Source organism: Streptomyces hawaiiensis (assembly GCF_004803895.1).
Taxonomy (GTDB): domain Bacteria; phylum Actinomycetota; class Actinomycetes; order Streptomycetales; family Streptomycetaceae; genus Streptomyces; species Streptomyces hawaiiensis.
Window position 1 is genome coordinate 1,320,028 of record NZ_CP021978.1, and the last position, 13,426, is coordinate 1,333,453.

General features: G+C 71.9%; 10 protein-coding genes. 7 read left to right on the forward strand and 3 right to left on the reverse strand.

Annotated features, from left to right (window positions below; genetic code table 11):
* Positions 1-11 precede the first annotated feature (11 nt).
* Together CEB94_RS06060 and CEB94_RS06065 are read right to left on the reverse strand one after the other, a co-directional pair.
* On the reverse strand, positions 12-1,424 hold the full coding sequence (locus CEB94_RS06060) for a cation:dicarboxylate symporter family transporter (protein ID WP_175431178.1): 1,413 nt from the start codon (positions 1,422-1,424) through the stop codon (positions 12-14).
* Positions 1,425-1,597: 173 nt separating this feature from the next.
* On the reverse strand, positions 1,598-3,202 hold the full coding sequence (locus CEB94_RS06065; protein WP_175431179.1) for a peptide-N4-asparagine amidase: 1,605 nt from the start codon (positions 3,200-3,202) through the stop codon (positions 1,598-1,600).
* Between the two features lie 197 nt (positions 3,203-3,399).
* Between CEB94_RS06065 and CEB94_RS06070 the strand changes: the two genes are divergently transcribed.
* The 4 genes from CEB94_RS06070 to CEB94_RS06085 all read left to right on the forward strand — a co-directional run bounded on the left by CEB94_RS06070 (position 3,400) and on the right by CEB94_RS06085 (position 7,992).
* A complete protein-coding gene (locus tag CEB94_RS06070; RefSeq protein ID WP_175431180.1) occupies positions 3,400-5,205 on the forward strand; it encodes an ABC transporter transmembrane domain-containing protein in 1,806 nt (601 codons plus the stop codon).
* Positions 5,202-6,983, forward strand: a complete 1,782-nt coding sequence (locus CEB94_RS06075; protein ID WP_175431181.1) for an ABC transporter ATP-binding protein — start codon at positions 5,202-5,204, stop codon at positions 6,981-6,983. The genes CEB94_RS06070 and CEB94_RS06075 overlap by 4 nt, the downstream gene beginning before the upstream one ends.
* 257 nt (positions 6,984-7,240) lie before the next feature.
* On the forward strand, positions 7,241-7,711 hold the full coding sequence (locus tag CEB94_RS06080; protein ID WP_175431182.1) for a DUF5709 domain-containing protein: 471 nt from the start codon (positions 7,241-7,243) through the stop codon (positions 7,709-7,711).
* 35 nt (positions 7,712-7,746) lie between these two features.
* The gene (locus CEB94_RS06085) at positions 7,747-7,992 is read left to right on the forward strand and encodes a type B 50S ribosomal protein L31 (RefSeq protein ID WP_175431183.1); all 246 of its coding nucleotides are present in this window, start codon (positions 7,747-7,749) and stop codon (positions 7,990-7,992) included.
* 39 nt (positions 7,993-8,031) lie between these two features.
* Here the strand turns inward: CEB94_RS06085 and CEB94_RS06090 are convergent, their stop codons facing one another.
* Positions 8,032-8,826, reverse strand: a complete 795-nt coding sequence (locus CEB94_RS06090; RefSeq protein ID WP_031137187.1) for a metal-dependent hydrolase — start codon at positions 8,824-8,826, stop codon at positions 8,032-8,034.
* 146 nt (positions 8,827-8,972) lie between these two features.
* Here CEB94_RS06090 and CEB94_RS06095 point away from each other — a divergent pair, with 146 nt between their 5' ends.
* The 3 genes from CEB94_RS06095 (at position 8,973) to CEB94_RS06105 (ending at position 13,420) form a co-directional block, all read left to right on the forward strand.
* The gene (locus CEB94_RS06095; protein WP_175431184.1) at positions 8,973-11,486 is read left to right on the forward strand and encodes a DEAD/DEAH box helicase; all 2,514 of its coding nucleotides are present in this window, start codon (positions 8,973-8,975) and stop codon (positions 11,484-11,486) included.
* 37 nt (positions 11,487-11,523) lie between these two features.
* Positions 11,524-12,396: an acyl-CoA thioesterase gene (locus CEB94_RS06100; RefSeq protein ID WP_175431185.1), complete on the forward strand. Its 873-nt coding sequence runs from the start codon at positions 11,524-11,526 to the stop codon at positions 12,394-12,396.
* Between the two features lie 70 nt (positions 12,397-12,466).
* Positions 12,467-13,420, forward strand: coding sequence for a DMT family transporter (locus CEB94_RS06105; RefSeq protein ID WP_246111743.1), 954 nt, complete (start codon positions 12,467-12,469; stop codon positions 13,418-13,420).
* Positions 13,421-13,426 lie beyond the last annotated feature (6 nt).

Consider the following 13,426-nt stretch of genomic DNA (forward strand, 5'->3'; position numbering starts at 1 on the left):
TTCGGCCTCGGTCAACCGGCCCCGGTGGTGGGCTCCTTGAGTTCCTTGGGTTTCTGGGCCGGGATGGCCGGAACCAGCGCTTCGGTGCCGACCTCGCCGCCGGGGCCCTTGTCACCGTCGTCCGGCTCGGAGGTGTCCTCCCCGTCGAGCACCCTCTTCGCCTGCGCGGTGTCCAGGGCCCCCTCCCAGCGGGACACCGCGAAGACGGCGACGCAGTTGCCGAGCAGGTTGGTGACGACGCGCATCGAGTCCATGATGCGGTCCACGCCGAGCAGCAGCGCGACGGCCCCGGCGGGGATCGCCCCCAGGGACGAGGCGGTCGCGGACAGGGCGAGGAACGCCGAACCGGGGATGCCCGCCATGCCCTTGCTGGTCAGCATCAGCACCAGGACGACGGTGATCTGCTGGCCGAGGCTCAGGTCCACGCCCACGGCCTGGGCGATGAACAGGGTGCCGATGGACAGGTAGAGCGAGGCGCCGTCGAGGTTGAAGGAGTAGCCGGTGGGGAGCACCAGCCCCACGGCGTCGTCGCGGGCTCCGGCCCGGCGCAGCTTCTGCATCACGCGCGGCATGACCGACTCGGTGGACGCGGTACCGAGCGCGAGCAGCATCTCCTCGCGGATGTAGCGCAGGAACTTCCACAGGCTGAGCCCGGTGACGGCCTTCAGGGCGATGGCGAGCAGTGCGAGGAACAGCGCCGCGGCCACATAGCAGAGCACGATGAGCTTGGCGTACGTCCTCATCACGCCCAGGCCGTAGCTGCCGACCAGGTGGGCCATCGCGCCGAACACCGCGAGCGGGGCCAGCCGCATGATGAAGCCGACGACCGCGAAGATGATCTCCTGGGCCTGCTCGACGGCGGGCAGGATCTTCGGCACCTTGGTGTGCCCGACGTGCAGCAGGGCGGCGCCGACCAGACAGGCCAGGATGAGGACCTGGAGCAGCTCGTTCTCGGCGAAGGCGCCGACAAAACTCTGCGGCAGCGCGTTCAGGACGAACTCGGTCGTCGTGGGCAGATGGCCACCGCCCGTCGTCTCGTCCACCGCGGCGGCGTTCAGCGAGGAGGGGTCGACGTTCATGCCCTTGCCGGGGCCGACGACGTTGGCGGCCACGAGGCCGATGACCAGGGCGGCCGTGGAGGCGATCTCGAACCAGATGAGGGCCTTGACCCCGATCCGGCCGAATGCCTTCAGGTCACCGGCCTTGGCGATGCCGACGACGACCACGCAGAACACGAGCGGCGAGATCACCGTCTTGATGAGCCGGGTGAAACCGTCGCCGAGCGGCTGGAGAGCCGTGGCCGTGTCCGGCCACAGCTTTCCGACGACGATTCCGAGGACGAGGGCGCAGAGGACCTGCGCGAAGAGCGAGGTACGCAGGGTGCGGGCGACGCGCCGCGGCAGGGACGGTACAGACGGTGGCACGAGGCCTCCTAGGGGAACGGGAGACACAGAAGCCGGAGGGGACTTCTGCAATACGGAAAGCGGTTTCCGTGACCGAACACTCTGGAGGCTGTCTTGATCGCGCACAAGACCGCAACGTTTCAGCCATGTAAAAGCCCTGCGTGAGGCGCGTCACACGCGTCACACCCGTTGCCTCAGCAACGGCTGAGGTTCCCGGTGACCGCCCCCTGCGCCGTGGTCAGAGTGCGGTCGTGGCAGCCGCGCGAGCCGTACAGCCGGTAGCGCTCGCTGGTGGTGCCGACCGCCCGGCGCTGGTCGCGCGGCACGTTCGCCGTATACGTCGCGTCCCCGGTGTACGTGTCGTCCAGCCGCGACCACGCGGTGCGCCGCGCACCGCGCGTCTCGACGGTCATGGCGCGATCCCCGAGCGCCAGCACGGTGCGCAGCCGGTCGCCCGCGCCCAGGGTGGTCGTGCCGTCCATCGTGTAGGTGCGGTGGGTGCGCGTGGTGCGGCCGTCGACGGTCACCGACTCGTCGTCGCTCCAGGTGGCCTCCAGAGCGTCACGCGTCTCGCCGTCGGTCCAGCGGTGTGTGGAGGCGTGGGCGAGCGAGCGGCTGACAGTGGTCCTGACGCGGCCGTGCGACGTGTCGACGTAGCCGCCGACGGTCAGCCGGTGGGCACCATCGGTGTCGACCCGGTGCTCCGAACCGGGCGTGTACACCGACGAGTCGGTGAGGTCGCCCTCCCTGTGCACGGTGAGCTTGCCGGTGACCCGCTCGCGCTGCTCGTCCTGCCAGACGAGGACGTTCACGGGCGTGCTCCAGCCGGCCTGCCCCTCGGGCACGCCGACGACCGAGACCTCGACGCGGTGCGGGCGGCCGTCGTTGAGGATCCCGGCGAAGGGGGTGAGGTCGTAGGTGATCGGCTTGACGTCGAAGGCGCGCGGGCCCGGGATCACGTACCAGAGGAACGGGTTGGACCAGCCCCCGGTCCACACGGTCGGGAACGGTGCGGCGATGCCGGCGAGCCGGCCGTCCACGCTGACCCGCACCTCCCGGTACGGGCCCTGACCGGCCTTGCAGGAGTACGGCGCGGGCTCGGGCACCGTCAGGTACCAGTACTCCTCGCAGCCGCCGCCGGAGCCGGTCGCGTACACCTCGGCGACGATGCGCTCGCTGTTGCGCGGGGTCGTGAGGGCCGAGTCGCCGTCGAGGGTGAGGACCCGGTCGGGGCTCCTCCCGTCGGGGCGGCCCGGGTAGAACGTCAGCGTGACCTTGACGTCGAGGACGCCCGTGTAGGTGTCGTCGACGACATTGCCGATGAGCATCTCGACGTCCCGGCTCGTGCGGAAGGTCTCGCTGTAGCGCGTGACGTCCTTCTCCACGGACCACTCGATGCCGTCCGGTGAGGGCTGCGGCGTCGACGTCCGGAAGATCTCGACCCCGCCGACGTGGAGGTGGCCGAGCCGGTCGTACTGACGCCCCTTGACCTTGCCGTCGAGCCGCAGCACCACCTTGCTCCAGCGGGCTCCGCAGCCTTCGGGCGGGGTGTACGTGCCGCGGTACGGGGTGAAGTCACGGAACCGCGCCTGGGCGAGGGTGACTTCGCAGGACTTTCCAGCGGGCCTCTGGACGGGTGGGGCGGCCGTGACCGGGTCGTGCCAGTCGGTGCCGAACTCGGCTGGGGCACCGGCGGCCGGGGCCGGGACGTCCGCCGCACCGGCGGGTCCGGTGCCGAGGAGGGTGCTCGCCAGGAGGGCCGCTCCGGCAAGCATGGACATGACGATCCGTCTCTTCATGGGCGGTGTTCTACGGGGCCCCGGCCGCCTCCGCAATGAGTACCGGCCCGCCGGGGCAGCTCTGTTCCCGCCCTGTCGGCCGGTTCCGTTCGGTGGACGGAAAACCTGTTGCCTCCGACCACGCGGCGAGGCGAACCTGTCACGGTTTGCTGCCTTCGGCCGGACCCCATCCCCCTGACACGAGCCACTGGGACGTCATGCAGATTCAAGACCTTCCGTACCCCGACCCGGGTGTGCCCGACGCGCGTTCGGGTCCCCGATTCCTGTGGTGGCTCTTCCGCAATCAGCTGGGCGGTCAGCTCACCTCGCTGGCCTGGGGGCTGCTGCACTTCGCCTCCGTCGCCGCGCTGCCGTTCTGTGTCGGGGTCGCCGTGCAGGCCGTCGTCGACCGCTCCGGCACCCGGCTCGCCCTGGCCGGCGGCCTGCTGGCGCTGGCCTGCGTGGGCAACGCGGTCGGCGACACCTTCCTGCACCGCACCGCGATCACCAACTGGATCACGGCGGCCGCCCGCGTCCAGCAACTCCTCGCCCGCAAGGCCGCCCATCTGGGCTCGGCGCTGACCCGGCGGGTCGCGGCCGGAGAAGTGGTGGCGGTTTCGACGGGGGACGTCGAGAAGATCGGCTGGTTCGTCGAGGCCCTGTCCCGCTTCACCGCGGCCGTGGTCACCGTCCTGCTGGTCTGCGTCGGACTGCTCGTCTACCAGCCGGCGCTCGGCGTGGTCGTCGCCGTGGGGCTGCCCGCGCTGGCACTCGCCGTGCTGCCGCTGCTGCCCCGCGCCACCCGGCGCGCCGACACCCAGCGCGAGAAGGCCGGACGCGCCACCGAACTCGCCTCGGACACCGTCGCCGGCCTTCGCGTGCTGCGCGGCATCGGCGGCGAGGAGCTGTTCCTCGACCGCTACCGCAGCGCCTCCCAGGAGGTCCGCCACGCGGCCGTGCGCAGCGCCCGGATGTGGTCCCTGATCTCCGCGATCCAGGTCCTGCTGCCGGGACTGCTGCTCATCGCCGTCGTCTGGTACGGCGTGCGGCTGGCGCGCGAGGGCCGGATCACCGTCGGCGAACTGGTCACCGTCTACAGCTCGGTGATGGTCCTCACCTACCCGCTGCGGCACTTCGAGGAGATCGCCATGGCGTACTCCTTCTCCCGGCCCTCCGCCAAGCGGACCGCGGGAGTGCTGTCGCTCCAGCGGCCCACGGACACCGCCGGGTCGCGCGCCGCCGACGTCCCTTCCGGTGACCTGTACGACCCGCAGACCGGGCTGCTCGCACCCGCCGGCCGGCTCACGGCCGTGGTGTGCGGCGACCCGGACGCGGCGGGAGTGCTGGCGGAACGACTGGGCGGGCACCCGCCCCAGGAGGGCACCTCGGTGCTGCTGGGCGGTGTGCCGCTCGACGAACTGCCGCTGCACAGCGCCCGTACGGCCGTCCTCGTCCAGGACAAGGACCCGGTGCTGCTGTCCGGCACGTTGCGCGAGCTGCTCGACGTACCCGCGTCGGGTGCCGTCCCGCCCAAGGCGGCGCTGGCCGCCGCGCAGTGCGACGACGTGCTGGCCGCGCTGGTGCAGGGCTCGCTGGACGCCGCCGACCCCATGGACGCGCGGATCACCGAACGCGGCCGGTCCCTGTCCGGCGGTCAGCGGCAGCGGCTCGCGCTGGCCCGGTCGCTGATCACCGACCCGGAGGCGCTCGTCCTGGACGAGCCGACTTCGGCCGTCGACTCGCACACCGAGGCACGCATCGCGCAAGGCGTGCGGGAGTTGCGCGCGGGGCGCACGACCGTGGTGTTCACCTCCTCCCCGCTGCTGCTGGACCGCGCCGACCGGGTCGTGTTCCTGCACGACGGCGAGGCCGTGGCGGTCGGCGCCCACCGTGAGCTGGTGCGTACCGAGCCCCGCTACCGGGCGGTGGTCACGCGCGAGACGGACGACGAGCCCGCGCTGGACGGCTCCGTCGCCCTGAACGACGTACTGCAGGAACTGGAAGAGATCGAGGAGAAGGCATGATCGGCGTCGCGCCACCGGCGTACGACCCGGCGGCCCCGACCACGGCGAACACCCTGCCGGTCGGCGCCCCCGAGACCGTCCGCGCCTACGTGGCCGAACTGCTGCGCCGGCACCGGCGGGCGTTCCTGCTGCTGGTCGCCGTCAACACGGCCGCCGTGATCGCCTCGATGGCCGGTCCCTGGCTGCTGGGCGGACTGGTGGAGCGGGTGTCCGACGGGGCACGGGACCTGCGGCTGGAGCTCACGGCCGGGTTCTTCGTGGCCGCGCTGGCCGTCCAGGCCGTGTTCGTCCGTCAGGTGCGGCTGCGCGGCGCGATGCTGGGCGAGCGGATGCTGGCCGACCTGCGCGAGGACTTCCTCGTGCGGTCGGTCGGGCTGCCGCCCGGGGTGCTGGAGCGGGCCGGGACCGGCGACCTGCTGTCGCGCATCACGACGGACATCGACCGCTTGGGCAACGCCATGCGCGAGGCCGTGCCGCAGCTGTCGATCGGCGTGGTGTGGGTGGTCCTGCTGATGGGCGGTCTGGTGATCACGGCGCCGCCGCTGGCGCTCGCCGTGCTGCTCGCCCTGCCGCTGCTGATCGTCGGCTGCCGCTGGTACTTCCGGCGGGCCCCCTCGGCCTACCGTTCGGAGGCCGCCGGCTACGCCGCGGTGGCCGCCGCGCTCGCCGAGACCGTGGACGCCGGGCGCACCGTCGAGGCCCACCGCCTCGGCGACCGCCGCGTCGCGCTGTCGGAGCGCCGGATCCAGGAGTGGACGGCATGGGAGCGGTACACGCTCTGGCTGCGGTCGGTGCTCTTCCCGGTCGTCAACATCACCCACGTGACCGTGCTCGCCTCGGTCCTGATGATCGGCGGTGTGTTCGCCCTGCACGGGTGGATCGACGTCGGCCAGCTGACGACCGGCGCGCTGATCGCCCAGATGCTGGTCGACCCGGTGGGCATGATCCTGCGCTGGTACGACGAGCTGCAGGTGGCGCAGGTGTCGCTGGCCCGGCTCGTCGGGGTCCGGGACATCGAGCCGGACGCCGGGGATCCGTCGGTGGCCCCCCAGGGGCGTCATGTGCACGCCGAGCGGGTGCACTTCGGCTACCTGGAGGGCGTGGACGTCCTGCGCAAGGTGTCCCTGGAGGTCTCCCCCGGCACCCGGCTGGCCCTGGTCGGCCCCTCGGGTGCGGGCAAGTCCACGCTGGGCCGGCTGCTCGCCGGGATCTACGCGCCCCGGGAGGGCCGGATCACCCTGGGCAGCGCCGAGCTGTCCCGGATGCCCGCCGAGCGCGTCCGCTCCCATGTGGCCCTGGTGAACCAGGAGCACCACGTCTTCGTCGGGTCCCTGCGCGACAACCTCCGGCTCGCGAGGACCGGTGCCGTCGACGCCGAGCTGTGGGCGGCGCTGGGCGCGGTCGACGCGGACGGCTGGGCCCGGGCGCTGGAGGAGGGCCTGGACACCGAGGTCGGCTCGGGCGGGGTGGCGCTCACCCCGGCCCAGGCCCAGCAGATCGCGCTGGCCCGCCTGGTGCTGGCCGACCCGCACACGCTGGTCCTGGACGAGGCGACGTCGCTGCTCGACCCGCGCGCCGCCCGCAACCTGGAGCGGTCCCTGGCCCGCGTCCTCGACGGCCGCACCGTCGTCGCCATCGCGCACCGGTTGCACACCGCCCATGACGCGGACGTCATCGCCGTCGTCGAGAACGGCCGGATCAGCGAGCTGGGCAGCCACGAGGAGCTGGTCGTGGCGGACGGGGCGTACGCGGCGCTGTGGAGGTCGTGGCACGGGTGAGCCGTGGCCCGGGGGACGGGAGGAGCCCGTGGGCCGACGGACGGGACGAGCGGGAAGGGGCGGGGAGGGGCACTCGCTCCGGGGCCGCCGCGTCCTTGGCGTTGCGCGGTCCCGAGCCGGGGTGGAAGGCTGGAATCAGGCACCGGCTCGGGGAACGCCCGGGAACCAGCGGTTCGGGCGGTGTCAGTGCTCCGTGCGGCGGCGGCCCGGCACGGGCCCCGTGAGAACGGGCCCGTCCCCACCCCCTGGAGGTACCCGTGAACAGCTCCGACGGCTGGGGAGACGACGTCTACCAGCCGGACCAAGACGAGCAGAGGGAGGACACGGGGCTGCTCGACGCCGAGGACACCCTGGAGAACGACGGCGTCGACGATCCCCTGGACCGGGGCTGGTCCCCTCCCGAGCGGCCCTGGGCCGTGGAGCATCTCGGAGTGACGGCGGCCGAGCGGCAGCGGGGCGAGACGCTGGACCAGCGGCTCTCCGAGGAGCTGCCGGATGCCGCCGCCCCCGACGGCGACGGTCTCGGGGACTGCGAGGGCACCGACGGGGAACTCCTGGACAACGAGGTCGGCGCCGCGCGCTCCGGCCGGCTCGTGGCACCCGACGAGGGCGCCCACGAGGACGAGGAGGAGGCACTGGTCGCCATGGACGTGGGCATCGACGGCGCCGCGGCGTCGGCCGAGGAGGCCGCCGTGCACATCGTCGACGAGGACACCCTGTCCGGCTGATCACAGAACCGGCCCGAGCCGTTCGAGGAGCATGCATGCAGCAGGACAAGCAGCCCGACTACCACCCCGTCGTCTTCCGCGACCGCGCCGCCGGGTACGCGTTCCTCACCCGGTCCACCGCCACCAGCGACCGGACCATCGAGTGGGACGACGGCGAGACCTACCCGGTCGTGGACGTGGAGATCTCCTCGGAGAGCCACCCCTTCTACACGGGCAAGGCCCGCACGGTCGACTCGGAGGGCCGGGTCGCCGCGTTCGAGCGGCGCTACGGCGGCGGCTGAGGCTCGGCGGCGGCTGACGCTCGGCTTCGGGGGCCGCGCTCAGATGACGTTGAGCGCCGCCGCGCAGCCCACCCCGCCGAGCAGCATGAACACCGGCATCAGCACCTTGAGCTCGACCCAGCTGCCCGCCCGGAACCGCATGGCCTTCGGCGGCCCGATCGGGTACCAGCGCTTGCGCCCGACCGGGATGGGCCACAGGATCGGGCAGCCGGACACGGTGAGCGCGTCCCCGATGTCGTGCACGATCGCCCCCAGCACCACCGGCAGCCCCAGCCACAGGTACTCCTGGCCCGGCGCCGTGAACAGCCAGTCCGCGCCGTTGCCCGGCTTGTCCAGGACACCCGCGAGGATCCACGCGGTGGTCGCGGCCAGCAGCCACACCAGGACCTCGCTGCTGGAGCCGCGCGTCGCCCGCCACAGCAGGCCCTCGATGGCCAGGACCATGTGCACGAAGAGGATCGCGAGCACGCCCCAGCGGTCGCTGGTGATCGCCACGGCGGAGGTGCCCGCACCGATCAGTACCGCCCACAGCCAGGTGTGCGTGAGGGTGCGGTGCCCGCCGGAGCGGCGCGGGTCGCCCTGCTTCCTGGTGGCCTTGTAGACGGCGTAGGACAGCTTGTCGACGATCTCGCACAGCCAGCGCGACACCGGTCCGAAGGACCGGGAGATGGTCGCCGCCTTGTGGTCGAGGTCCGGGGCGAGGGCGGCTCCGGCGCAGATCAGGGCACCGACGAGGAGGACCGGCCAGGGCATCGGGTGCCCGGCCGCCGCGGCGGCCGCACCGACACCGAGCCAGGCGGCCGCTCCCGACAGTGAGTGTGCTGGTCCCATCATGGCCGCTGCCCGCCCCATTCCTCATGTGCCGCTGTCCAGTTGACCGGGCGCGCTGACGTCCCGCCGGCGCCCCAGCGTAGCGTTCGTGATCTTCGGGCCCGCAGCCGATTCCCGCATCGGGCATCGGGCCAGGCAAGATGGGGGGCGTGACCCTCATCGATCAGCTGCCGCGGACCGCCGACCCCGACGCCTTGTACGAAGCCTTCGAGTCGTGGGCCGGAGAGCGGGGGCTCACGCTCTACTCCCACCAGGAGGAGGCGCTGATCGAGGTGGTCTCCGGTGCGAACGTGATCGTGTCGACACCCACCGGCTCCGGCAAGAGCATGATCGCGGCGGGCGCGCACTTCGCGGCTCTCGCCCGGGACGAGGTCACCTTCTACACCGCCCCGATCAAGGCTCTGGTGTCGGAGAAGTTCTTCGAGCTGTGCAAGATCTTCGGCACCGAGAACGTCGGCATGCTGACCGGCGACGCGTCCGTGAACGCCGACGCCCCCGTGATCTGCTGCACCGCCGAGGTGCTGGCGTCGATCGCGCTGCGCGACGGCAAGGACGCGGACGTCGGCCAGGTCGTGATGGACGAGTTCCACTTCTACGCCGAGGGGGACCGCGGCTGGGCCTGGCAGATCCCCATCCTGGAGCTGCCGCAGGCGCAGTTCGTCCTGATGTCGGCGACGCTCGGCGACGTCTCCTTCTTCGAGAAGGACCTGACCCGCCGCACGAACCGCCCGACCGCGGTGGTCCGCTCGGCGACCCGGCCGGTGCCGCTGTCCTACGAGTACCGCTACACCCCGCTCACCGAGACGCTCACCGACCTGCTGGCGGCCCGGCAGGCGCCCGTGTACATCGTGCACTTCACCCAGGCGCAGGCCGTGGAGCGGGCGCAGGCGCTGATGAGCATCAACATGTGCTCGCGTGAGGAGAAGGAGAAGATCGCCGAGCTGATCGGCAACTTCCGCTTCACCACCAAGTTCGGCCGCAACCTCTCCCGTTACGTCCGGCACGGCATCGGTGTGCACCACGCCGGCATGCTGCCCAAGTACCGCCGTCTGGTGGAGAAGCTCGCGCAGGCCGGTCTGCTGAAGGTCATCTGCGGCACGGACACGCTCGGCGTGGGCGTCAACGTCCCCATCCGCACGGTGCTGTTCACGGCCCTCACCAAGTACGACGGCACCCGTGTGCGCACCCTGCGGGCCCGGGAGTTCCACCAGATCGCCGGCCGGGCCGGACGGGCCGGGTACGACACGGAGGGCTTTGTCGTCGCGCAGGCGCCCGAGCACGTCGTCGAGAACGAGAAGGCCCTCGCCAAGGCGGGCGACGATCCGAAGAAGCGCCGCAAGGTCGTTCGCAAGAAGGCCCCGGAGGGCTTCGTCGCGTGGTCGGAGCAGACCTTCGAGAAGCTCATCGGCTCCGAACCGGAGCCGCTGAGCTCCCGGTTCCGGGTGACGCACACCATGCTGCTGTCGGTGATCGCCCGCCCCGGCAACGCCTTCGAGGCGATGCGCCGGCTGCTGGAGGACAACCACGAGCCGCGCAAGCAGCAGTTGCGGCACATCCGCCGCGCCATCGCGATCTACCGTTCGCTGCTGGACGGCGGCATCGTCGAGAAGCTCGACGATCCGGACGCCACCGGCCGCGTCGTGCGCCTCACGGTCGACCTCCAGCAGGACTTCGCGCTCAACCAGCCGCTGTCCACGTTCGCGCTCGCCGCGTTCGAACTGCTCGACCCCGAGTCGCCGTCGTACGCGCTCGACATGGTGTCCGTCGTGGAGTCGACCCTGGACGACCCGCGGCAGATCCTCGCCGCCCAGCAGAACAAGGCGCGCGGCGAGGCCGTCGCCGCGATGAAGGCCGACGGCGTGGAGTACGAGGAGCGCATGGAGCGCCTCCAGGACATCACGTACCCCAAGCCCCTGGAGGAGCTGCTCTTCCACGCGTACGACACGTACCGCAAGAGCCACCCCTGGGTCGGGGACCATCCGCTGTCGCCGAAGTCGGTCATCCGCGACATGTACGAACGGGCGATGTCCTTCACCGAGTTGGTGTCCCACTACGAGCTGGCCCGCACCGAGGGCATCGTGCTGCGCTATCTCGCCAGCGCCTTCAAGGCCCTCGACCACACCGTCCCGGACGACCTCAAGTCCGAGGACCTCCAGGACCTGATCGCCTGGCTGGGTGAGATGGTGCGCCAGGTCGACTCCAGCCTGCTGGACGAGTGGGAGCAGCTGGCCAACCCGGCGGAGATGACCGCCGAGGAGGCCCAGGAGAAGGCCGACGAGGTCAAGCCGGTCACCGCCAACGCGCGCGCCTTCCGCGTCCTGGTCCGCAACGCCATGTTCCGCCGCGTGGAACTGGCCGCACTCGACCACGTCGGGGAACTGGGCGAGATGGACGGGGAGTCCGGCTGGGACGCCGACGCGTGGGGCGAGGCGATGGACAAGTACTGGGACGAGTACGAGGATCTCGGCACCGGCCCCGACGCCCGCGGCCCCAAGCTGCTGCTCATCGAGGAGGAGCCGGAGAACGCCCTGTGGCGGGTCCGGCAGATCTTCCACGACCCGAACGGCGACCACGACTGGGGCATCAGCGCGGAGGTCGACCTCACCGCCTCGGACGCGGAGGGCCGGGCCATCGTCCGCGTCACCGACGTCGGCCAGCTGTGACGGGCCGGGCAGCAGCGAGCACAGGAGAATCCCACCCATGACGACGAACCCGGCCGACAGGCTCGTCGACCTGCTCGACCTGGAGCAGATCGAGGTCAACATCTTCCGCGGCCGCAGCCCGGAGGAGTCCTTGCAGCGGGTCTTCGGCGGCCAGGTGGCGGGGCAGGCGCTGGTCGCCGCGGGCCGCACCACGGAGGGCGACCGTCCCGTGCACTCGCTGCACGCCTACTTCCTGCGCCCGGGCCGGCCGGGCGTGCCGATCGTCTACCAGGTCGAGCATGTGCGCGACGGGCGGTCGTTCACCACCCGGCGGGTCACGGCCGTGCAGCAGGGCCGCACGATCTTCAACCTCACCGCCTCCTTCCACAAGCCGGAGGAGGGCAGCTTCGAGCACCAGCTGCCGCCGGCCCGCAAGGTCCCGGACCCGGAGTCCCTGCCCACGGTCACGGACGAGATCCGGGAGCACCTGGGCGCGCTGCCCGAGCAGCTGGAGCGGATGGCCCGGCGCCAGCCCTTCGACATCCGCTACGTGGACCGGCTGCGCTGGACCGCCGCGGAGGTGGAGGACGCCGAGCCGCGCAGCGCCGTGTGGATGCGCGCGGTCGGACCGCTCGGCGACGACCCGCTCGTGCACACCTGCGCCCTCACCTACGCCAGCGACATGACCCTGCTGGACGCCGTCCGCATCCCGGTGGAGCCGCTGTGGGGCCCGCGCGGCTTCGACATGGCCTCGCTCGACCACGCGATGTGGTTCCACCGCCCGTTCCGCGCGGACGACTGGCTCCTCTACGACCAGGAGTCACCGATCGCCGTCGGCGGCCGTGGTCTGGCCCGCGGCCGGATCTACGACCGTGAGGGCCGGCTGGTCGTGTCCGTGGTGCAGGAGGGGCTCTTCCGGAAGCTGGGCTGACCTGGCCGTTCGACGATCGGGGCCCCGTGCGCCGGGGTTCCGATCGCGCCCCTGACCGGATCCGGAGACCATGGCAGGAGCAGGCACTGCCGACGTCGCACGCCCGCCGGTCCGGGAGGTGGCCACGCTGCACACCGTGCTCCCCGTCGTGTTCGCGATCTGCGCGGCCTTCAGCAACGCCGTGGCGACCGTGCTGCAACGCAAGGCCGCGCTCACCGTGCCCGCCTCCCAAGGATTGCGGGCCGGGCTGATCGTCGACCTGCTGCACCGGCCCGTATGGCTGGCCGGCATCCTCGCGGTGATCGGCGCCGCCGTCTGCCAGGCGCTGGCGCTGGCCACCGGGCCGCTGACGATCGTGCAGCCGCTGTTCGTGCTGGAACTGCCGCTCACCCTCATCGTCGCCTCCCTGCTGATGCACCGGCATCTGCCGGGCATGGGCTGGCTGGCCGTGACGGTGGTGGTGGCCGGTCTGGCGGTCGCGCTCGCCGCCGCCTCCCCCGCCGGCAACCGCACCCATGTGGCGCTGGACCGCTGGATTCCCGCGCTCGCCGTGTGCGCGGGGGCGGTCGTCGCCCTGGCTCTCGCGGCCCTGCGACGCCCGGAGGGCCGGGCCCGGGCGGCCTGCCTGGGTGCCGCGACGGCCATCAGCTACGCGGTGACCGCCGCGCTGATGAAGGCCGCCACCCACATCCTCGACGAGCAGGGCCTCGTGGGTTTCCTCACCGCCTGGCAGACGTACGCCTTCGCCGCCACCGGTGTGTGCGCGCTGTTCTTGCTGGAGAACGCCATGCAGGCCGGCCCGCTGGTCGCCTCGCAGCCCGCACTCACCCTCGGCGACGCCCTGGTGAGCTTCGCCCTCGGCATCACCCTGTACGAGGAGACCATCCGCACCGGGTGGTGGCTGCTGCCCCAGGTGTTCGGCGTCGCGCTGATCGCCGTGGGGGTTCTCGCACTGGCGCGGATTCCGTTCACGCAGTCGCTGGTGGCCCCGGACGAGGAGCGCGAGAGCGCGGCGGCACCCTGAGCGAAG